This window comes from Streptomyces sp. NPDC048606 (genome assembly GCF_040650855.1).
GTDB lineage: Bacteria > Actinomycetota > Actinomycetes > Streptomycetales > Streptomycetaceae > Streptomyces.
Map to the genome: position 1 here is coordinate 1 of NZ_JBEZIB010000012.1, position 20,101 is coordinate 20,101.

22 protein-coding genes and 1 pseudogene are annotated in these 20,101 nt (G+C 71.7%); 8 read left to right on the forward strand and 15 right to left on the reverse strand.

Going from position 1 to position 20,101, the window contains the following annotated elements; genetic code table 11:
- The coding region (locus AB0D01_RS15175; RefSeq protein ID WP_363055616.1) for a hypothetical protein at nucleotides 1-196 on the forward strand (196 nt) is incomplete at its 5' end.
- A 220-nt stretch (nucleotides 197-416) separates the two neighbouring features.
- Here AB0D01_RS15175 and AB0D01_RS15180 read toward each other — a convergent pair.
- A complete protein-coding gene (locus tag AB0D01_RS15180) occupies nucleotides 417-1,058 on the reverse strand; it encodes a DNA-3-methyladenine glycosylase (protein WP_363055617.1) in 642 nt (213 codons plus the stop codon).
- A 122-nt stretch (nucleotides 1,059-1,180) separates the two neighbouring features.
- On the opposite strand from AB0D01_RS15180, the gene AB0D01_RS15185 reads away from it, so the two are divergent.
- From AB0D01_RS15185 to AB0D01_RS15195, 3 genes are all read left to right on the forward strand, one after another.
- Nucleotides 1,181-1,963 (forward strand): sporulation protein, encoded by a 783-nt coding sequence (locus AB0D01_RS15185; protein ID WP_363055618.1) that lies wholly within the window; start codon nucleotides 1,181-1,183, stop codon nucleotides 1,961-1,963.
- A gap of 86 nt (nucleotides 1,964-2,049) precedes the next feature.
- Entirely contained in the window at nucleotides 2,050-2,583 is a 534-nt protein-coding gene (locus AB0D01_RS15190) for a YbhB/YbcL family Raf kinase inhibitor-like protein (RefSeq protein ID WP_363055619.1), read from the forward strand.
- Nucleotides 2,584-2,731: 148 nt separating this feature from the next.
- Nucleotides 2,732-3,235, forward strand: a complete 504-nt coding sequence (locus AB0D01_RS15195; protein WP_363055620.1) for an HNH endonuclease — start codon at nucleotides 2,732-2,734, stop codon at nucleotides 3,233-3,235.
- Nucleotides 3,236-3,272: 37 nt separating this feature from the next.
- Here AB0D01_RS15195 and AB0D01_RS15200 read toward each other — a convergent pair whose 3' ends face one another.
- The 4 genes from AB0D01_RS15200 to AB0D01_RS15215 all read right to left on the reverse strand — a co-directional run bounded on the left by AB0D01_RS15200 (nucleotide 3,273) and on the right by AB0D01_RS15215 (nucleotide 6,484).
- Nucleotides 3,273-4,043, reverse strand: a complete 771-nt coding sequence (locus tag AB0D01_RS15200) for a sulfite exporter TauE/SafE family protein (protein ID WP_363055802.1) — start codon at nucleotides 4,041-4,043, stop codon at nucleotides 3,273-3,275.
- A gap of 95 nt (nucleotides 4,044-4,138) precedes the next feature.
- Complete coding sequence (locus AB0D01_RS15205) at nucleotides 4,139-5,113, reverse strand: SPFH domain-containing protein (protein ID WP_363055621.1); 975 nt, start codon at nucleotides 5,111-5,113, stop codon at nucleotides 4,139-4,141.
- 85 nt (nucleotides 5,114-5,198) lie between these two features.
- A complete protein-coding gene (locus tag AB0D01_RS15210; protein WP_363055622.1) occupies nucleotides 5,199-5,627 on the reverse strand; it encodes an NfeD family protein in 429 nt (142 codons plus the stop codon).
- 56 nt (nucleotides 5,628-5,683) lie between these two features.
- Nucleotides 5,684-6,484, reverse strand: a complete 801-nt coding sequence (locus AB0D01_RS15215) for an ABC transporter ATP-binding protein (protein WP_363055623.1) — start codon at nucleotides 6,482-6,484, stop codon at nucleotides 5,684-5,686.
- A gap of 133 nt (nucleotides 6,485-6,617) precedes the next feature.
- On the opposite strand from AB0D01_RS15215, the gene AB0D01_RS15220 reads away from it, so the two are divergent.
- Complete coding sequence (locus tag AB0D01_RS15220) at nucleotides 6,618-7,400, forward strand: hypothetical protein (RefSeq protein WP_363055624.1); 783 nt, start codon at nucleotides 6,618-6,620, stop codon at nucleotides 7,398-7,400.
- A gap of 185 nt (nucleotides 7,401-7,585) precedes the next feature.
- On the opposite strand, the gene AB0D01_RS15225 is transcribed toward AB0D01_RS15220, so the two are convergent.
- The 3 genes from AB0D01_RS15225 to AB0D01_RS15235 form a co-directional block, all read right to left on the reverse strand.
- Nucleotides 7,586-7,831 carry a chaplin gene (locus AB0D01_RS15225; RefSeq protein ID WP_363055625.1) on the reverse strand — a complete coding sequence of 82 codons (246 nt, stop codon included), beginning with the start codon at nucleotides 7,829-7,831 and terminating at the stop codon, nucleotides 7,586-7,588.
- Nucleotides 7,832-7,970: 139 nt separating this feature from the next.
- Nucleotides 7,971-8,633 carry a response regulator transcription factor gene (locus AB0D01_RS15230; RefSeq protein ID WP_363055626.1) on the reverse strand — a complete coding sequence of 221 codons (663 nt, stop codon included), beginning with the start codon at nucleotides 8,631-8,633 and terminating at the stop codon, nucleotides 7,971-7,973.
- Nucleotides 8,626-9,813 carry a GAF domain-containing sensor histidine kinase gene (locus AB0D01_RS15235; RefSeq protein WP_363055627.1) on the reverse strand — a complete coding sequence of 396 codons (1,188 nt, stop codon included), beginning with the start codon at nucleotides 9,811-9,813 and terminating at the stop codon, nucleotides 8,626-8,628. Before AB0D01_RS15235 ends, AB0D01_RS15230 begins: the two co-directional genes overlap by 8 nt.
- Nucleotides 9,814-10,285: 472 nt before the next feature.
- On the opposite strand from AB0D01_RS15235, the gene AB0D01_RS15240 reads away from it, so the two are divergent.
- Nucleotides 10,286-10,942 carry a transglycosylase SLT domain-containing protein gene (locus AB0D01_RS15240; RefSeq protein ID WP_363055628.1) on the forward strand — a complete coding sequence of 219 codons (657 nt, stop codon included), beginning with the start codon at nucleotides 10,286-10,288 and terminating at the stop codon, nucleotides 10,940-10,942.
- Nucleotides 10,943-11,061: 119 nt separating this feature from the next.
- Here AB0D01_RS15240 and AB0D01_RS15245 read toward each other — a convergent pair whose 3' ends face one another.
- On the reverse strand, nucleotides 11,062-13,545 hold the full coding sequence (locus AB0D01_RS15245; RefSeq protein WP_363055629.1) for an FHA domain-containing protein: 2,484 nt from the start codon (nucleotides 13,543-13,545) through the stop codon (nucleotides 11,062-11,064).
- Nucleotides 13,546-13,846: 301 nt separating this feature from the next.
- On the opposite strand from AB0D01_RS15245, the gene serB reads away from it, so the two are divergent.
- Nucleotides 13,847-15,046, forward strand: coding sequence for a phosphoserine phosphatase SerB (gene serB, locus AB0D01_RS15250; protein ID WP_363055630.1), 1,200 nt, complete (start codon nucleotides 13,847-13,849; stop codon nucleotides 15,044-15,046).
- Nucleotides 15,047-15,145: 99 nt separating this feature from the next.
- On the opposite strand, the gene AB0D01_RS15255 is transcribed toward serB, so the two are convergent.
- From AB0D01_RS15255 to AB0D01_RS15270, 4 genes are all read right to left on the reverse strand, one after another.
- Nucleotides 15,146-15,667 (reverse strand): histidine phosphatase family protein, encoded by a 522-nt coding sequence (locus AB0D01_RS15255; protein ID WP_363055631.1) that lies wholly within the window; start codon nucleotides 15,665-15,667, stop codon nucleotides 15,146-15,148.
- 89 nt (nucleotides 15,668-15,756) lie between these two features.
- Nucleotides 15,757-16,065 (reverse strand): hypothetical protein, encoded by a 309-nt coding sequence (locus tag AB0D01_RS15260; RefSeq protein ID WP_363055632.1) that lies wholly within the window; start codon nucleotides 16,063-16,065, stop codon nucleotides 15,757-15,759.
- A gap of 229 nt (nucleotides 16,066-16,294) precedes the next feature.
- Nucleotides 16,295-16,414, reverse strand: coding sequence for an SGM_5486 family transporter-associated protein (locus AB0D01_RS15265; protein WP_363055633.1), 120 nt, complete (start codon nucleotides 16,412-16,414; stop codon nucleotides 16,295-16,297).
- 5 nt (nucleotides 16,415-16,419) lie between these two features.
- Complete coding sequence (locus AB0D01_RS15270; RefSeq protein ID WP_363055634.1) at nucleotides 16,420-17,712, reverse strand: MFS transporter; 1,293 nt, start codon at nucleotides 17,710-17,712, stop codon at nucleotides 16,420-16,422.
- A 90-nt stretch (nucleotides 17,713-17,802) separates the two neighbouring features.
- Here AB0D01_RS15270 and AB0D01_RS15275 point away from each other — a divergent pair, with 90 nt between their 5' ends.
- On the forward strand, nucleotides 17,803-18,480 hold the full coding sequence (locus AB0D01_RS15275; protein WP_363055635.1) for a FadR/GntR family transcriptional regulator: 678 nt from the start codon (nucleotides 17,803-17,805) through the stop codon (nucleotides 18,478-18,480).
- Between the two features lie 84 nt (nucleotides 18,481-18,564).
- On the opposite strand, the pseudogene AB0D01_RS15280 reads toward AB0D01_RS15275, so the two are convergent.
- Together AB0D01_RS15280 and fabI are read right to left on the reverse strand one after the other, a co-directional pair.
- Nucleotides 18,565-18,816: pseudogene (locus tag AB0D01_RS15280) on the reverse strand (hypothetical protein); the annotation flags it as partial.
- A gap of 512 nt (nucleotides 18,817-19,328) precedes the next feature.
- Nucleotides 19,329-20,099 (reverse strand): enoyl-ACP reductase FabI, encoded by a 771-nt coding sequence (gene fabI, locus AB0D01_RS15285; protein ID WP_363055636.1) that lies wholly within the window; start codon nucleotides 20,097-20,099, stop codon nucleotides 19,329-19,331.
- Between the last annotated feature and the right edge of the window lie 2 nt (nucleotides 20,100-20,101).

Here is a 20,101-nt window from a genome sequence, read left to right on the forward strand (position 1 = left end):
CGCTTCCTTTGTACTCACCCTCTCGGGCTTTCCTCCGGGCTTTCGTTCTGTGTTCTTGCGTTTCCGACTCTATCAGACTCTTTCGGGCCCGATTTTCCTCGGCGCTTTCCAGGTTCTGCGCTTTCGCGCTTTCCCTTTCCGGCGTTTCCAACTCTACCAGATCATTTCCGCGCCGTTTTGCCGGACTTGGATTTGAATTCGGTGACCGTTGGGGGTCTGTGCCTTTCGACGCTCCGCTACGTTAGCGCTTTCCCCTTCCGGTTCATAATCGAGCCGGGCGGCGGGAATTCGGGCATGCCGAATAGGACCCCGCCAGGGGTAAGTCGTAGGTAGTGGTTTGGCCGCTCTGGGGGTCTGCTGATGGCAGTGCCCCGTTCAAGCGGCTCGGGCTACGTTAGGCGTCCGTGCGGGGCGAGTCAAGTTGTGCGGCGGCGCGGCGCGTGGGCGCGGTAGGGGCTGACCGTGGGGTCCCCCGTGATCCAGTAGCGGTACGGGTGGGCCGCGCCGGCGCCGCCCACTCCCGTGCGCGGGCCGTTGCTCACCAGCTCGGGTGAGGTGGGGGTGCCGGCGAGCAGGGAGAGGGGTGCTTCGGGTCCCGCGCACAGGTCGGTGCCGTCCAGTGAGCGGTCCACGTCCAGGGCCGTGGCGAGGCGTGCCGGGCCTTTGGCGAGTTCGCGCGGGGTTCTGGCCGAGATCCGGCGTTTGGACGCGAGGTCGGCGCCCACGGTGATCTCCCCCGCGCGCAGCAGTACGCCGCTCGCGTGGTCCGGGGGGCCGCACACCAGGTTGAGGCTGAACCACATGCCGTAGATGAAGTAGACGTACGCGTGTCCGGGCGGGCCGAACATCGACGCGTTGCGGGCCGTGCGGCCGCGGTAGGCGTGGGAGCCGGGGTCCGCGGCGCCCTCGTAGGCCTCCACCTCGGTGATGCGCAGTTCGAGGGGGCCGTCCGGGGTGCGGCGGACGAGGACGCGTCCGAGCAGGTCGGGGGCCACGGTGAGGACCGGGCGGTCGAAGAAGGACCGGCCCAAGGGCGTACGGTCGGGGCGCGCGCTCATCCGGTCGAGCGTAGTGGACGGCGTACGCGTGCAACCGGGGCCTAAGGTTCCGCGTTGGTAAGGGGTAGGCCGCCGGCCTGTCGTTTCCGTAGGTCCGTAATCCGTATCAGGGGAGTTTGAGCATGGGGTTCAGGAAGCTGTTCGCGAGCCTGGGTGCCGGTGGTGCTTCGGTGGACACGATCATCACCGAGCCGAACGTCGTGCCGGGCGGGATCGTCCAGGGTGAGGTCCGGATCCAGGGCGGGTCCGTCGAGCAGCAGATCGAGGGGCTGTCCGTGGGCCTGCAGGCGCGGGTGGAGGTGGAGGGCGGCGACGGCGAGTACAAGCAGGACGTCGTCTTCACCAAGCAGCGTCTCGGTGGTGCGTTCAAGGTGCAGGCGGGTGCCCTGCACGTGGTGCCGTTCGGGCTGGAGATCCCGGCGGAGACGCCGATCACCCACTTCGGGGGGCAGCACCTGCACGGGATGAACATCGGTGTGAGCACTGAGCTGGAGATCGCGCGCGCCGTGGACGCGGGCGACCTGGACCCGATCAACGTGCACCCGGTGCCGGCGCAGCAGGCGATCCTCGACGCGTTCCGGCAGCTGGGCTTCACGTTCCGCAGTGCGGACATGGAGCGCGGGCACATCCGGGGGACGCGGCAGACGCTGCCGTTCTACCAGGAGATCGAGTTCCTGCCGCCGGCGCAGTACCGGGGGCTGAACCAGGTCGAGCTGACCTTCGTCTCGGACGGTCGCGAGATGGACGTCGTGCTGGAGATGGACAAGAAGCCGGGGCTGTTCAGCGAGGGCAGTGACACGTACCGCTGCTTCCAGGTGGGGCTGCAGTCCTACGAGGGGACCGACTGGGCGGCGTACCTGAACCAGTGGATCGCCTCGGTCGGTTCGCAGCGCAACTGGTTCTAGGCTCGGGAGCTCGGGGCCGTACGCGCGCCACGCGTACGCGCGTGCGGCCTTTACCCCTCATCCCGAGCGATCCAGGAGGAACAGCAGTGGCCGAGCAGAACAGGGCGCCCCTTCCGCACGCCTTCCACCCCGAGGTGGAGGCCTTCACCGTGACCAGCGCGGATCTCGCGCCGGGTGCGGAGCTGGCCGCGGCGCAGGTGCTGACGGGGGGCAACGTCTCGCCGGAGCTGCGGTGGGAGGGCTTCCCCGAGGGCACGAAGAGCTTCGCGGTGACGTGCTTCGACCCGGACGCGCCGACGGGCAGCGGATTTTGGCACTGGGTGCTGTTCGACCTGCCCGTGTCGGTGACCTCGCTGCCGGCAGGGGCGGGCAGCGGTGACTTCGAGGGTCTGCCGGAGGGGGCCGTGCACGTACGGAACGACTACGGCACCCGGGACTTCGGTGGTGCGGCTCCGCCGCGCGGGGAGCGGCACCGGTACGTGTTCACGGTGTACGCGGTGGACACGGAGGAGCTGGGGCCGGACGAGGATTCCTCGCCGGCGGTGGTCGGGTTCCATCTGCGCTTCCACGCCATCGGTCGTGCGCAGCTGATCGGTGAGTACGCGTCGCCGGTCGGCTGATCTTCGCCGAGCGTTTGCCCGGTCCTGGTCTAAGGAAGGCCAGGACCGGGCATTTTTATTGCGTTGTCCCGCGTGGCGCGCGCGGCCAGAGTGGTTGCGGGCCCTGCCGCCAGGGTGGTCGCGGGCCTGCGCACGGGAGGTGGGCGAGATGCGGGACACGCTGGTGCTGAATGCGAGCTTCGAGCCGCTGTCGACGGTGACCCTGAATCGGGCCGTGGTCCTGGTGCTCCAGGACAAGGCCGTGGTCGAACAGTCGCATCCCGAGCTGCGCGTGCGCGCGGCCACGATGGAGTTGCCGATGCCGCGGGTGATCAGGCTCTGCCGGTACGTGCGGGTGCCCTTCCGAAGACATGCTCCCTGGTCACGGAGGGGGGTGTTGGTCCGGGACCAACACCGGTGCGCGTACTGCGGGAAGCGCGCGACGACCGTGGACCACGTACTGCCGCGGGCCCAGGGCGGTGGGGACACGTGGTTGAACACGGTGGCCTCCTGTGCCGAGGACAACCACCGCAAGGCGGCGCGGACGCCGGAGGAGGCGGGGATGCCGCTGTTGCGCAAGCCCTTCGTGCCGTCCCCGGCGGACGCGATGCTGCTGGCCCTGGGGGTCGGGGGGCAGGACGGGTTGCCGGAGTGGCTGGCCCGGTCCGCCTAGTCCGCTCGCGCTGGACGGCGTAGGTCTTCTACGTCGTTCAGCGGAGCAGGAGTTGGGCGATGGCGATGAGGCCCACCGTGACGATCACGGCGCGCAGGGCGGTGGGCGGGAGCTTGCGGCCGACCTTGGCTCCGATCTGGCCGCCGAGGGTGGAGCCGACGGCGATGAGCAGCACGGCGGTCCAGTCGAAGTCGGCGACGAAGAGGAAGAAGACGGCCGCGATGCCGTTGACGAGGGCGGCCAGGATGTTCTTGACGGCGTTGATCCGTTGCAGGTCCTCGTTGAGCAGCAGCCCCATGAGGCCGATGTAGAGGACGCCCTGGGCGGCGCCGAAGTAGCCGCCGTAGGCGCTGGAGAGCAGCATGCCGGTCAACAGGGCCGGGCCGCCGTCGGGGTGGGATCCGGGTCCGCCGGTGGCTTCCCGGCGGCGGCGCAGGGCCGCGGCGAGGCGGGGCTGGAGGACGACGAGCACCAGGGCCACCGCGATGAGGACGGGCACGATCGTGTCGAACGAGTCCGAGGGCAGGGTGACCAGGAGGACGGCGCCCGCGAGGCCTCCGACGAGGGAGACGGCTCCGAGGCGCAGGACGCGGCCGCGCTGGCCCTTCAGTTCCTTGCGGTAGCCGATGGCTCCGCTGATGGAACCGGGCACCAGGCCGAGGGTGTTGGAGACGTTGGCGGTCACCGGGGGCAGCCCGATGCCGAGGAGGACCGGGAACGTGATGAGGGTGCCGGAACCGACGATGGTGTTGATCGTGCCTGCGCCGATTCCGGCGGCGAGGACCGCGAGCGCTTCCCAGATGGACATGGACATGGACAGAGCCATCCCCTTCGAGTGAGTGGGTCGCCTCCCCGCCATGAAGGTCGAGGGGCCTCACCGATCATGCACGAGGGGAGGGTCGCTCAGTCGATGGGGGGCTGCTCCCGGCGTTCGGCGGCGGCGCCGCCCTCGGGGGCCGCCTTGCCGGGGTTCTGCGGGTTGAACCCGCTCGAACCGCCCGCCAGGGGGCCGAAGTTGCCCATGGCGCCCGAGAGGCCCTTGAGCGCGTCACCGATCTCGCTGGGCACGATCCAGAGCTTGTTGGCGTCGCCCTCGGCGATCTTCGGGAGCATCTGGAGGTACTGGTAGGCGAGGAGCTTCTGGTCGGCGTCGCCGGCGTGGATGGACTCGAAGACCGTACGGATGGCCTGGGCCTCGCCCTCGGCCTTCAGCGCGGCGGCCTTGGCCTCGCCCTCGGCGCGCAGGATGGAGGACTGCTTCTCGCCCTCGGCGCGCAGGATCTCGGACTGGCGGACGCCCTCGGCCTGGAGGATGGCGGCGCGCTTGTCGCGGTCGGCGCGCATCTGCTTCTCCATCGAGTCCTGGATGGAGGTCGGCGGCTCGATGGCCTTGAGCTCGACGCGGTTGACGCGGATGCCCCACTTGCCGGTGGCCTCGTCGAGGACCCCGCGCAGGGCGGCGTTGATCTCCTCGCGGGAGGTGAGGGTCCGCTCCAGGTCCATGCCGCCGATGATGTTGCGCAGCGTGGTGACGGTGAGCTGCTCGATGGCCTGGATGTAGCTGGCCACCTCGTAGGTCGCGGCGCGGGCGTCCGTCACCTGGTAGTAGATGACCGTGTCGATGTTGACGACCAGGTTGTCCTGGGTGATGACGGGCTGGGGCGGGAACGGGACGACCTGTTCGCGCAGGTCGATCCGGTTGCGGATGGAGTCGATGAAGGGGACGACGATGTTGAGGCCGGCGTTGAGGGTGCGCGTGTAGCGGCCGAACCTCTCGACGATGGCCGCGCTGGCCTGCGGGATCACCTGGATCGTCTTGACCAGGGCGATGAAGACCAGAACCACCAGGATGATCAGGACGATGATGATCGGTTGCATGCGGTTCCCCGTGCCCTTCCGGCTGTCTGTGCTGCCCCGTTGATCGGAGTCTCGCAGACCCCGGGGCCGCGGGTCGGCTGCTTTCTCACATCACGACTGCGGTGGCCCCGTCGATGTCGACGACGTCGACGGACTGGCCGGGTTCGAAACTGGTGTCCGAGTCCAGGGCCCGGGCGGACCAGACCTCGCCGGCGAGCTTGATGCGTCCCCCGCTGCCGTCGACGCGTTCGAGGACGACGGCGGACCTGCCCTTCAACGCGTCGATGCCGCTGCGGTGTTGGGGGCGCTGGTGGCGGTGGCGGTTGGCGATCGGGCGGACGACGGCGATGAGCGCCACCGACACGATCACGAACACCAGGACCTGGGCCACCACTCCCCCGCCGAGGGCCGCCGTGACGGCGGCCGCGACCGCGCCGACGGCGAACATGCCGAATTCCGGCAGTGCCGTCAGGACCAGGGGGATGCCCAGTCCGACCGCGCCGATGAGCCACCACACCCATGCGTCGATGTCCACATGGTCATGGTAGGTCGGGTGGGCGCGGTCCGGACAGGGCGCGGGGAGGTGCGGATCTAACGCAGGGGCAGGCCCTGGGCCGTCCAGCGGTCGTGTTCGTTGCGCTCGACGACCAGCGGGAGGCCGAAGCAGAGCGAGAGGTTGCGGGAGGTCAGTTCGAGGTCGATGGGACCGGCGGTGACGACCTTGCCCTGGCGGATCATCAGGACGTGGGTGAAACCGGGGGCGATCTCCTCGACGTGGTGCGTGACCATGACCATGGAGGGGGCGAGCGGGTCGCGGGCGAGGCGGCCGAGGCGGCGTACGAGGTCCTCGCGGCCGCCGAGGTCGAGGCCGGCGGCGGGCTCGTCGAGGAGGAGCAGCTCGGGGTCGGTCATCAGCGCGCGGGCGATCAGGGTGCGCTTGCGCTCGCCCTCGGAGAGGGTCCCGAACTTGCGGTCGAGGTAGTCGGACATGCCGAGGCGGTCCAGGAAGGCGCGGGCGCGCTGCTCGTCGACGTCCTCGTACTCCTCCTGCCAGGTCGCGGTCATGCCGTAGGCGGCGGTGAGCACGGTCTCCAGCACGGTCTGCCGCTTGGGCAGCTTGTCGGCGAGGGCGATGCCGGCGACGCCGATGCGCGGGCGCAGCTCGAACACGTCGGTCCCGGGCTTGCCGAGGGTGCTGCCGAGGATCGTGGTCGTGCCCTTGGTGGGGAAGAGGTAGCTGGAGGCGAGGTTCAGCAGCGTGGTCTTGCCGGCGCCGTTGGGGCCGAGGATCACCCAGTGCTCCCCCTCCTTCACCGACCAGGAGACCTGGTCCACCAGAGCCCGGCCCTCGCGGACCACGGATACGTCCACCAGCTCCAGAACATCGCTCATGAGCGTGTTGTCACCCCTTGCAGTCACGGTTCTCTGTGCGCCGGCAGGCGCAGCCCCAGGGGAAAACCTACGCCACTCCGGAAGGGCTCCGGGCGCCAGGCCGGGTGCGGGGCCGGATCCGTAAAGTGGGGGGATGCTTTTCGAACCACGTTCAGGGCGGTTGGCCGCCTGGGGGAACGCGCTGTTGGCCGGTCTGGTCTCGCCCGACGAGGCCGTGTCGTCGATCGTGGGCGAGGACGCCGCGCACCGGGTGTCCGGGCTGCCGGGTGAAGCGGGGCCGGTCGGTCTGTCGCTGGCGCTGGGGCGGTTGCGGGCGCTGGGGGTGAGCGGGCTGCGGGTGGCGCTGCCGGCGCCGGGGCACCCGCTGGGGCTGAGCGGACCGGCGGAGTTCAACGCGCGCGCCCTGGAGGCCGAGGAGGCGGTGGTGTGCGCGGGGGCGGCGCTGGGTCTGGTGCCGGAGGTCACGGAGGTGGGCCCGGCGGGTGACGTGCACGTCTCGGTGGTGTGGCACTGCCTGCCGGTACGGGAGGCCCCGCCGGCGGACGTGCCGTCGCTGGGCGAGGCCGAGCGGGAGCTGGCGGAGGCGGTGCGGGAGGCGACGACGGTGCTGACCCGGCTGGACGTGGCGGCGTCGGGGCCGGTGGCCGACGCGGCGCTGTCGGCGTACCGGGCGCGGGCGGAGGCGGGGCGGGAGGTCCTGGCCCCGGGGTATCCGCCGCGGGCGGTGCGGGTGCTGGCGTTGGCGCAGCGCGTGGACCTGCTGGTGTCGCTGGCGTACGAGAGGGGGCACGGGGGCGCCGTGGCGGCCTCGGAGATGGCGGCGCGGGCGGAGGCGCTGCGGCCGGTGGAGCGGGTGGCCCGGCGGGCCCTGGTGGCGGCGTACAACGCGGCGGTGGAGGAGCGCGAGCGGGGCTGAGCCCCGGGGGCGCGGAGCGGGGCCCGCACGGACGCGGGGCCGGGCGCGGAGCGGCCGGGGGCGTCGGGCGGCCCCGGGCGCAGGGCCGGGTACGGGGCGGGGCCCGCGCGGAGCGGCCCCGCTTCCCGGGGAGAGTGGGGGGAAGCGGGGCCGGCGGGCCCGTGCGGGGGCGGGCCCGGAGGGGATCAGGCGTTGACGCCGGTGTTGCCCCAGGCTCCGTTGAGCAGGCCGATCACGTTGACGGTGTTGCCGACCACGTTCACGGGGACGTGCACGGGGACCTGGAGCAGGTTCCCGGAGGCCACGCCGGGCGAGTTCAGGGCCTCGCCCTCCGCGGACGCACCGCCGTGCGCCGAGGAGACACCGGCGCCGGCGGCGACGAGGCCGCCCGCGATCATGGTGACGGCTGCGGCCTTCTTGAAGTTCTTCACGTTCTCGTCCTCCACTACGTCTGCCGCGACCAGCCGTCGCGGCACGGTATGGAGAACGGCGGCCCGCCTCCGCGGATACGCCATGTGGGCTACATACACCCGACCGTATGAATCTCCGTTGAGGCGATTAGCCGTCCGGTCAGTCGGTGATCCCGTGCCTGACCGCCCACAACGCTGCCTGGGTGCGGTCCGAGAGGTCCAGCTTCATCAGGATGTTCGACACGTGCGTCTTGACCGTCTTCTCGGAGAGCACCAGGGCGCGGGCGATCTCGCGGTTGGAGCGCCCGTCCGCGATCAGGCCGAGGACCTCGCGCTCGCGCTCGGTCAGGGCGCCGGGTCGGCCGGCGCCGGCGGGCTGGTCGTCCTGGGCGAGGAGGACCTCGGCGACCTCCGGCTGGAGCAGGACGTGGCCGGCGTGCACGGAGCGGATGGCGGCGGCCAGGGCGTCGGGGTCGATGTCCTTGTAGACGTATCCCGCGGCGCCGGCGCGCAGGGCGGGGACGACGGTGCGCTGTTCGGTGAAGCTGGTGACGATCAGGACGCGGGCGTCCGAGTCGGTGCCGCGCAGCCTCCGCAGGGCCTCGATGCCGTCGGTGCCGGGCATCTTGACGTCCATGAGGATCACGTCGGGCCGCAGTTCCCCGGCGCGGGCGACGCCCTCGGCGCCGTCGCAGGCCTCGCCGACCACCTCGATGTCCTCCTGGACCTCCAGGAAGGTGCGCAGGCCGCGGCGGACCACCTGGTGGTCGTCGACGATCAGGACGCGGATGCGGCCGGGGGCCGGGGCGGGGGTGTCAGCCACCGGGGACCTCCATCTCGATGGTGGTGCCCGTACCGGGCTCCGAGCGGACGTCCAGTCGGCCTCCGGCCCCGCTCGCGCGGTCCCGCATGGAGACGAGCCCGAGGTGGCGGCCGGCGGTGCGGACGGTGGAAGGGGTGAAGCCGCGGCCGCGGTCGCGCACGCGCAGCACGGCCCCGCCCTGCGGGGTGCGGGCGAGGGTGACCTCGACCCGGTCGGAGCCGGAGTGGCGCAGGGCGTTGTGGAGGGCCTCCTGGGCCACGCGCAGGACGGCTTCCTCCTGGGCTGCGGGCAGGGCCCGTACGCCGTCGCAGGTGAAGGTGACGTGTGCCTCGTGGGCCCGGTCGAGGACGCGGACGTGGTTGCGCAGGGTGGCGACGAGGCCGTCCTCGTCCAGCGCGGCGGGGCGCAGCTCGGTGACGGCGGCGCGCAGCTCGTCGGCGGCCTCCGCAGCGAGGGCGGCGACCTGCTGGAGCTCGCCCTTGGCGCGGGCGGGGTCCCGGTCGACGAGGGTGGCGGCGGCCTGGGCGGTCAGGCGCAGGGAGAACAGCTTCTGGCTGACGGCGTCGTGCAGCTCGTGGGCGAGGCGGGAGCGCTCCTCGGCGATGGTCAGCTCGCGGCCGCGTTCGTAGAGGCGCGCGTTGGTCAGGGCGAGGGCGGCGTGCTGCGCGAGGAGGGAGAGGAGCTCCTCGTCCTCGTCGGTGAAGCCCCGGCGCGGGCCGGGGTCGGCGGGGGCGGGGGCGCCGGGGTCGTCGCCGGCTCCCTCGGGGGTCCTCTTGTTCGCGAGGAAGAGCGCGCCGAGGGTCTCCTCGCCGTCCCGGATCGGCATGCCGAGGAAGTCGGCCATCTCGGGGTGCGCGGCCGGCCAGCCGCCGAAGCGGGGGTCCCGGCGGACGTCGGCCAGGCGCTCGGGGCCGTCCTGGTGGAGCATCGCGGCGAGGATGCCGTGCTGGCGGGGCAGGGGGCCGATGCGGCGCCACTGTTCCTCGCTCACCCCGTCCACGACGAACTGGGCGAAGCCCCCGTGGTCGTCGGGGACCCCGAGGGCGGCGTACTCGGCGTCGAGCAGTTCCCGGGCCGAGGCGACGATCGTGCGCAGGACGTCGTGGACCTCCAGGTGGCGGCTCATGGCGAGCAGCGCACTGCTGACGGCGGCCAGTCCCGTACAGGGTCCGTTGTGCATGGGGTCACCGTACCGGCGGCCCTGACCTGCGGGATCGGGCCCGGGACGTAGGGCTGGGGACGGGGGCCGTCGTGCGCGGGGAGGGGATGCGGGGGTGTGGGGTCTGCCCTGGGGATGAGGGACCGGGGGGATCGGGTCGTCCTCAAGGAGGAGTTCGCTCACGCATTGCATTGCGAGTGCAACTCTGAGTGAGAGTGACGTAGGGGTGGTGTGAGCCCCGGCATAGGACGCACATCACTTACGAAGCTCCGTAGTGGACGGGTAAAGGCTCTGTCAGTGCGGGCGTACGTAGCTCCGGGGCCCGAATCAGGGTGTCTGCGGCGGCCCCTGATCCACTAAGCGGGATCGTACGTCACACCTTTGCCAGGGGATTTTGCCGCCGCTAAGAATGTCGACGTCGCACAGCGCCGCGGATCCCGGATCCACACGGCGCTTTCCTGCGGCCCCCGCTATTCGAAGAGGTTGCCCCGCCATGTCTGCTTCCAGCACTCCCGGTCACAGTCGTCTGACGAAGGCACACAAGCTGTCCCTCGCCGGTGTCGCCACCCTCGGCGCCTCCGCGCTCGCCTTCTCCCTCGTCCCGGCCGGCGCCACCACGGTCGCCGCCCCCGTGGAGAGCACGAACGTGGCCATGGCCCCGGTCGCGTGGAGCCAGTCGGTACAGCAGAACCTCACCGCGCAGCAGGTCGTGGCGAACAAGGCCGCCCAGGACGACGCGAAGGCCAAGGCCGAGGCGCAGGCGAAGGCGAAGGCGGACCGCGAGGCCAAGGCCGCCGCGAGCCGTTCCGCGGCCCGCACCCCGGTCTTCGCGAACAACCTCGACGGTTGGATCAAGGAAGCGCTCTTCATCATGAAGCGCGAGGGCATTCCCGGCACGTACGCGGGCATCCACCGCAACATCATGCGCGAGTCGAGCGGCAACCCCCGCGCGATCAACAACTGGGACATCAACGCGCAGAACGGCATCCCGTCGAAGGGCCTGCTCCAGGTCATCAAGCCGACCTTCGCCGCGTACCACGTCAAGGGCACCAAGTTCGACCAGTACGACCCGGTCGCGAACATCGTCGCCGCGTGCAACTACGCCGCCGACCGCTACGGCTCCATGGACAACGTGAACAGCGCCTACTAGGCCGCGCCCCACGGATCCCCCATGCGCCTCAGGGCGGCCCCCGGAACCTTCCGGGTGCCGCCCTGAGGCGTTTCGCGTGCGCGGGCGCGGGCGCCGGGACCCGCAGGTCCCGGCCTCCGTCACTTGCGCATGACCTCCGGCTCGTGGCGGCGCAGGAGGCGGGCCACCAGGAAGCCGCAGGCGATGCCGAGCAGCAGCAGGACGGTGATGTTGAGGCTCCACTGCCCGATCGTGGCGTCCCACAGCGGGTCGGTGTTGAGCGGGTTGTCGGCGTCCCACGGCGGCATGAGCTTGCCGAGGTTCAAGGTGGTGCCGGCGGCGGCGATGGCCCAGCGGGAGGGCATCAGCCAGGCGAACTGCTCCAGGCCCGGGGAGTCGTAGACCTGGAAGAGGATGCCGGTGAAGACGACCTGGACGATCGCGAACATGACGAGCAGCGGCATGGTCTTCTCGGCCGTCTTGACGAGCGAGGAGATCACGAGGCCGAACATCATCGAGGTGAAGCCGAGCGCGATCACCGACAGGCAGATCTCGACGGCCGGCGGCATGACCAGGCCCTCCAGCGGCAGGTCGCGCGGGAAGAAGCCGATGGCGCAGATGATGACGCCCTGGAGGGCCGTGATGAAGCCGAGGACGATCACCTTCGACATCAGGTACGCCGACCGGGACAGGCCGGTCGCGCGTTCCCGTTCGTAGATGACCCGTTCCTTGATCAGCTCGCGGACGGAGTTCGCGGCGCCGGAGAAGCACATGCCGACCGCGAGGATCAGCATGATCGTGCCCGCGTCGCCGTTGAACCGGGACGGGGCCACCGGCGGGGCCAGGCCGAACTTCGCGGGGATCACCGTGGAGACCACGCCGAGGACGGCGGGCAGCAGCACCATCAGCGCGAGGAAGCCGGGGTCCGAGGCGATGACGGAGACGTAGCGGCGGATCAGCGTCCACAGCTGCGAGCCCCAGCCCTGCGGCTTCGGCGGGTTCATCTGCTGCGGCGACGGCATGGCCACGGGCTGCGGGGCGACCTGGTCGAGCTCGGCGGCGTACAGCTGGTAGTGCTGCGAGCCCTTCCAGCGGCCGGCCCAGTCGTAGTCGCGGTAGTTCTCGAAGGCGGAGAACACGTCGGCCCACGTGGTGTAGCCGAAGAAGTTCAGCGCCTCGTCCGGGGGGCCGAAGTAGGCGACGGATCCGCCCGGGGCCATGACCAGCAGCTTGTCGCACAGGGCCAGCTCGGCGACGGAGTGGGTGACGACGAGCACGGTGCGGCCGTCGTCGGCGAGGCCGCGCAGCAACTGCATGACGTCGCGGTCCATGCCCGGGTCGAGGCCGGAGGTGGGCTCGTCCAGGAAGATCAGCGAGGGCTTGGTGAGCAGCTCCAGGGCCACGGACACGCGCTTGCGCTGACCACCCGAGAGCGAGGTGATCTTCTTGTCCTTGTGGATGTCGAGCTTGAGCTCGCGCAGCACCTCGTCGATGCGGGCGGCGCGCTCGGACTCGGCGGTGTCGCCGGGGAAGCGGAGCTTGGCCGCGTACTTCAGGGCCGTGCTGACCTTCAGTTCCTTGTGCAGGATGTCGTCCTGCGGGACCAGGCCGATGCGCTGGCGGAGCTCCGCGAACTGCTTGTACAGGTTGCGGTTGTCGTAGAGGACGTCGCCCTGGTCGGCGGGCCGGTAGCCGGTGAGCGCCTTCAGCAGGGTGGACTTGCCGGAGCCGGAGGGGCCGATGACGCCGATGAGCGACTTCTCCGGGACGCCGAAGGTGACGTCCTTGAGGATCTGCTTGCCGCCGTCGACCGTGACCGTGAGGTGGCGGGCCGAGAAGGAGACGTCACCGGTGTCGACGAACTCCTCGAGGCGGTCGCCGACGATCCGGAAGGTGGAGTGGCCGACGCCCACGATGTCGTTCGGGCCCAGGAGCGCGGTGCCGGACTTGGCGAGCGGCTGGCCGTTGACGTAGGTGCCGTTGTGGCTGCCGAGGTCGTGGATCTCGAAGCGGCCGCCGGGCATCGAGCGGAACTCGGCGTGGTGGCGGGAGACCTGGAGGTCGGAGACCACCAGCTCGTTCTCCAGGGCACGACCGATGCGCATGACGTGGCCCAGCGAGAGCTGGTGGAACGTCGTCGGGCTGCGGTGGTCGACGTGGGCGGGCCCGGACGACTGCGCGGCCGGCGCGTTCTGCTGCGGGGGCACGTACGGCTGCTGCTGGGCCTGCTGCGGCTGCTGCTGTTCCCAGGGCTGCTGCGCCACCGGGGCCTGGTAGGCCGGAGCCTGCTGAGCGGCGGCGGCCGGCGCCTGGTAGGCGTGCTGCTGCGCGCCGGCGGCGCTCGGGTCCAGCCGGGGGCCGTCCGTCGCGTTGCCCAGGTGGACCGGCGTACCGGGCACCAGTTCGGCCTGCTGGACCCGGGCGCCGCGCACGTAGGTGCCGTTGGTGCTGCCGTGGTCCTCGATGCTCCAACCCCGGCCGTCCCAGCTGATGGTGGCGTGCCGCCACGACACCCGGGCGTCGTCGATCACCATGTCTCCCTGGGGATCGCGCCCCAGCGAGTACGACCTGGACGGATCGAGCGTCCAGGTCCTTCCGTTCAATTCCAGTACGAGTTCCGGCACTCCAGCCCCACTTAAGTCCCCCGAGAATCCCCCTGACGTCAGGGAGTCTAGGGATGGCGAACATCCGGGGGAACTATTTCAGGCCTTGGGCCACATGTGGAATCGGGGCCTTCCACACGCGTCCGCGGCTGTCCTTCGGCGGGGGCGAAAGTGACCCGGAGAGTGAAATACGGGACTTCTCGACCGGCGTCCACGTCAGCTACCGCCCGGTAGTAATTCGGGGGGCTCCGGACGCGCGACGCGTTCACTGGGTGGGACGGGGGTCGGGTCCCGGGGACGGGGAAGATACGGTGAGGTCACCATGAGCGCTTCGCAGACCTCCGAGGTCCCCACCCTCCTCGTCAAGATCTTCGGCAAGGACCGTCCCGGGATCACCGCCGGGCTGTTCGACACCCTCGCCGCCTACTCCGTCGACGTCGTCGACATCGAGCAGGTCGTCACCCGTGGCCGCATCGTCCTGTGCGCCCTCGTCACCCATCCCACGGCCGGTACGGAGGGTGAGCTGCGGGCCACCGTCCACAGCTGGGCCGAGTCCCTCAAGCTGCAGGCCGAGATCCTCTCGGGCACCGGTGACAACCGGCCGCGCGGCAGTGGCCGTTCCCACGTCACGGTGCTGGGGCACCCGCTCACCGCGGAGTCCACCGCCACCATCGCCGCCCGCATCACCGAGGGCGGCGGCAACATCGACCGCGTCTTCCGCCTGGCCAAGTACCCGGTGACGGCGGTCGAGTTCGCCGTCTCGGGCGTGGAGACCGAGCCCCTGCGCACCGCCCTGGCCACCACCGCCGCGCAGATCGGGGTGGACGTGGCCGTGGTGTCGGCCGGGCTGCACCGCCGGGCGCAGCGGCTCGTCGTCATGGACGTGGACTCGACGCTGATCCAGGACGAGGTCATCGAGCTGTTCGCCGCGCACGCGGGCTGCGAGGCCGAGGTCGCCGAGGTGACCGAGCGGGCCATGCGCGGAGAGCTGGACTTCGAGCAGTCCCTGCACGCCCGGGTGGCGCTGCTGGCGGGGCTGGACGCGTCGGTGGTGGACAAGGTCCGCTCCGAGGTGCGGCTGACGCCCGGGGCGCGGACCCTGATCCGGACCCTGAAGACGCTGGGCTACCAGGTGGGCGTGGTCTCGGGCGGGTTCACGCAGGTCACGGACGACCTGCGGGAGCGGTTGGGGCTCGACTTCGCCTCGGCCAACACGCTGGAGATCGTCGACGGCAGGCTCACCGGTCGGGTCACGGGCGAGATCGTGGACCGTGCGGGCAAGGCCCGGCTGCTGCGCCGCTTCGCCGGCGAGGCGGGCGTGCCGCTGGCGCAGACGGTGGCGATCGGCGACGGGGCCAACGACCTCGACATGCTGAACGCGGCCGGCCTCGGCGTGGCCTTCAACGCGAAGCCGGTGGTCCGCGAGGCGGCGCACACCGCGGTGAACGTGCCGTTCCTGGACGCGGTGCTGTACCTGCTGGGGATCACCCGGGAAGAGGTCGAGGCCGCCGACCTGGCGTGAGCGGTCTCCCGACGACGTACGGACGAGGAACGGGCGGGCCCCGGCGTGATCGCGCCGGGGCCCGCCCGTTGTCGTCCGCGCGGCGCGCGCGGGCCCGTCTCAGTGTTCCTTCGGCGTCCAGAAGTCGAGCAGGGTGCCGACCCCGGGTTCGAGGGACTTCCACGAGCCGGTGAAGGAGACGACGGCCAGCGCGGCGGTCGGGAATCCGCTGCGGCCCATCCGGGCCAGGGTGTCGCCCTCCGCGCGCCCGGCGAGGACGTCGGCGAGGGCGTGCATGCCGGGGTTGTGGCCGATGACGAGCAGGTCGGCGACCTCGTCGGAGGTCTCGTTCAGCAGGGCGATGAGCTCGCCCGGGGAGGCGTCGTAGATCCGCTCTTCGTAGACGGTCCTGGGCCGGTGCGACAGTTCCTGGACGGCGAGCTTCCACGTCTCCCGGGTGCGGGCGGCGGTGGAGCAGAGGGCCAGGTCGAAGGTGATGCCGGTCTCGGCGAGCTTCAGCCCGGCGGCCGGTGCGTCCTTGCGTCCGCGTTCCGCGAGCGGGCGGTCGTGATCGGCGACCTGGGGCCAGTCGGCCTTGGCGTGCCGGAGGAGGGCGATCCTGCGGGGTGTGTCGGCGCTCATGGCTCCCAGCTTCGCATGAAACGAGCCACGGGGCGCAGGGTGTTGAGGGACCACCACCCGGGGGTGCGGCGCACCCCGGCGCACGCGGATCAGCCGACGGCGCGCAGCAGCTGGTGCGTGACGTGGACCAGGCCGGAGGCCTCTTCGGTGGCGGCCTGGGCCTCGCCGGAGCCGGCGAGCAGGAGCAGCAGGAGGCCGAAGGCGAGCGCGGGCAGGGCCAGGGTCCACCAGTGCAGTCGGGTGCTCGCGCCGGCGCCCGCGCGGGAGGCGCGGCGGGCGGAGCGGGCCGGGCGGGCGGCGCCGTCGGCGGCGCGGCGGGCCGCGCGGACGGTCGGGGTGTGCCGGGGCGACCCGGGGAGCGGGGCGGCGAGGGGCGGGGTGTGCGTGGTGGCCGACATGGCCGCCTCCGTGGGTGTGCGGACGGGACGGGCTCGCTGCTTCGAATCTATGGATTCGAGGCGGCCGTTCCCATCCGGGGCACACCCCACTGGACCCTGAACCCGACCCCCTAGGGGATGGTGGGGATATCCCCACCCCCGCCCCCATCCCCGCGGCTCGGCGCGGTGCGCGGTCGGGCCTCGACGCGGGCGCCCGGGAGGGCGTCGGGGAGGCCGTCGGGGAGGGTCGTCAGGGGGAGGCGATCGTGGCGATGACGGAGATGACCACGGTCACGAGGAGCATCGCGCCCAGCACGAGGCCGAGCTTCTTGCGACCGTTCTGGGGGTTGGGTTCGAGTACCGGCGACATGTCGTTCAGTCTCGCATGCCGCATTCGTCCTCGATCGTGCGGTCCCGGCCCGCGAGGAGGCCGAGGACGATCTGCGGGACGAGGAGGGCGGCCATCAGGGCCAGCGGGATGTCCCAGCCACCGCTGTGCTGGTAGAGGGTGCCGATGACGAGGGGGCCGGGGATCGAGATGAGGTAGCCGGTGCTCTGGGCGAAGGCGGAGAGCTTGACGACGCCGGCCGGGGACTTGGCGCGCAGTCCGATCAGGGTGATGACGAGCGGGAAGGCGCAGTTGGAGACGCCGAGCAGGAGCGCCCAGGCCCAGGCGCCGGCGGCGGGGGCGAGGTAGAGCCCGAGGTAGCCGACGAGGCCGAAGGCGCCGAGGACGACGGCGATGGGCCCCTGGTTGCGCATCCGGCCGGCGAGGCCGGGGATGACGAAGGCGAGGGGGACGCCCATGACCATGGTGACGGCGAGCAGGACGCCGGCGGTGGAGGCGGAGACGCCGGCGTCGCGGAAGATCTGCGGGAGCCAGCCCATGGTGACGTACGCGCCGGTGGCCTGGAGGCCGAAGTAGCAGGCCAGGGCCCAGGCGGTGCGGCTGCGGACGACGGAGGGGCCGGCGCTCTCGCGGGCGGCGGCGGGCGCGGCGGCCTTCTCCCTGCGGGCGGCGAGGGCGACGGGCAGCCAGGGCAGGACGGCGGCCGCGGCCAGGACGGCCCAGATCAGCAGTCCGGTACGCCAGTCGCCGCCGAGCGCGGAGGTCAGCGGGACGGTGGCGGCGGCGGCCAGGGAGGTGCCGGCGGCCAGGGCCATCGAGTAGAGGCCGGTCATGGTGCCGACCCGGTCGGGGAACCAGCGCTTGACGATCACCGGGAGCAGCACGTTGGTCAGGGCGATGCCGGCCAGGGACAGGGCGCTGGCGGCGAGGAAGGCGGCGGCGCTGTCCGCGAAGGGGCGGATCAGCAGGCCCGCGGCGACGGCGACCATGCCGGCGCAGACGACGGCGGCCGGACCGAAGCGGCGGGAGAGCCGGGGGGCGGTGACGCCGAAGACGGCGAAGCACAGGGCGGGGACGGAGGTGATGAGTCCCGCGACGGCGCCGCTCATGTGGAGGCCGGTGCGGGCCTCCTCGAAGAGGGCTCCGAGGCTGGTGATGGCGGGCCGCAGGTTGAGGGCCGCGAGCACGATGCCGACGACGAGGACCGGGCCCAGCCAGGTGGGCTGTCCCTCCGCTGCGGGGGTGGCCGTGCGGGCGGCCGGGGTGGGGGTGGGGTTCGGGACGGGGCGGTGGAGGGTCTGGATGTCTTCGTCGGGCATTGAACCATCATAGAATCATGGGATGATTGGTTGTCCAGTCGTCGTACCGAGCGGGCCCATGGGAGCCCCTCCAGAGAGGACCCCGTCCGCATGCCGCTGACCTCGCCCCGGCGATCCGCGCTCGTCGACCAGGTGATCGCCCAGCTCAGGAACCAGATCACGTCCGGCGAGTGGCCGGTCGGCAGCCGCATCCCGACGGAGCCCGCGCTGGTGGAGCTGTTGGGCGTCGCCCGCAACACCGTGCGCGAAGCCGTACGGGCGCTCGCGCACAACGGGCTGTTGGACATCCGCCAGGGTTCGGGCACCTACGTCATCGCCACCAGCGAGCTGGCCGGGGTGATGCACCGGCGTTTCGCCGGCGCCGACCCCCGGCACATCGCGGAGCTCCGCTCGACGCTGGAGTCCTCGGCGGCGCGGCTGGCGGCCGAACGGCGCACCGAGCGGGACCTCCAGCAGTTGGACGCGCTGCTGGCGCGGCGCGAGGAGGCGTGGCGCAGCGGGGACGCCGAGCGGTTCGTCGGGGCGGACGTCGGCCTGCACATGGCGGTGGTGACGGCCTCGCACAACGACGTGCTCATCGAGCTCTACGCCGACCTGGGCGACCTGGTGGCCGACTGGCTGCGCACGGACGTGGGCACCGAGCTGCGCGCGGCCGACCACCTGGACCACTCCCGGCTGATCGAGGCGATCCGGCGCGGGGACGCGGACGCGGCGGCCTCGGAGGCGGCGGGGTACCCCTTCGTCTGCCTCGCCAAGGAAGCGCGGTAGCGGGGGCGGCCGTCGTGGCGGGGGCCGTCACTGAGGCCGGCCCGTCGGCGGGCCGGGCGGTCAGCCGGTCGGGCAGTCAGGCGGTCAGCCGGTCGGGGACTTCGTCGCCGCGGGGGGCCGTTCGTGGCTCACCCAGGCCGTACGGACCTCCTTCCAGCAGCGCCCCGTGAGCTCCACGCGGCCCGCCGGGTGGAGGGGGACGGCGGCCCCGTCGCCGTCGACGTCCCACCAGCGGTCGCATTCGACGTGCAGCCGCAGCAGGTCGGTCTCGGGGTAGGCGTTGTGGCAGGTGGCCACGACCAGCGAGCCGTCGATGCGGGTGTCGCAGTCGGCCCCGAAGAGTTCGACGGTCGGGGGCCTGGCGGGGGTCGCGGGGGGTTCGGCGGGGAGGTCGGCCGGGTGATCGGCCAGGCCGACGTGGTCGGCGAGGGTCGCGGGGTCCGTGAGGTCGGCGGGTTCGATGAGGGCCGCGGGGTCGGCGACCGCCGGGGACCTCGTTCCGGGTGCGGCCGGCGGGCCCGCCGCGCCCGGGTGCGCGGTGGCTCCCGCGGGGATCAGGAGTGCGGTCAGGACCACGGAGGTGACCAGCAGCGATACCGCTCGGCTCGGCCTGGCGCCCACGCCCGTGCCTCCTCCCCGTACCGGCCGGGAAGATCCCGACGTGGTCAGTTTGCAGGCATCCGTCCCGGTTTTCGACTCGGGAAGATCCGGTCAGACGACGAAAATCTGATCGAAGCCACCCCCTTCGCGGTGCCACGGCGACCGCTTCCGGAGGCGGACACGGCGGTGGCCGCGCTCCCCCGAGGGGAACGCGGCCACCGCCGTACCGATGCGCGAGGCGCCTTGGATCAGGCACCCATCGCGTGCAGACCGCCGTCCACGTGGACGATCTCGCCCGTGGTCTTCGGGAACCAGTCCGACAGCAGCGCGACGACGCCGCGGCCCGCCGGCTCCGGGTCGCTCATGTCCCACTCCAGCATGGAGCGGCTGTTCCAGACGTCCGCCAGCTCGGTGAAGCCGGGGATGGACTTCGCGGCCATCGAACCGATCGGACCGGCCGAGACCAGGTTGCAGCGGACGTTCTCCTTGCCCAGGTCGCGGGCGAGGTAGCGGCTGGTGGCCTCCAGCGCGGCCTTGGCCGGGCCCATCCAGTCGTACTGCGGCCAGGCGAACTGCGCGTCGAAGGTGAGGCCGACGACGGCCGCGCCCTCCGCCGGGAACAGCGGCTTGCAGGCCATCGTCAGCGACTTCAGGGAGAACGCCGAGACGTGCATCGCGGTCGCGACCGACTCGAACGGCGTGTTCAGGAAGTTGCCGCCGAGGGCGTCCTGCGGGGCGAAGCCGATGGAGTGCACGACGCCGTCGAGCCCACCGAGCTCGTCGCGGACCAGGCCCTCCAGGCGTGCCAGGTGCTCGTCGTTGGTGACGTCGAGCTCGATCACCTTGGCCGGCTTGGGCAGCTTGCGGGCGATGCGCTCGGTGAGCGTGGGGCGCGGGAAGGCGGTGAGGATGACCTCGGCGCCCTGCTCCTGGGCCAGCTTGGCGGCGTGGAAGGCGATGGACGACTCCATCAGCACCCCGGTGATGAGGATGCGCTTGCCGTCGAGAATTCCGCTCATGG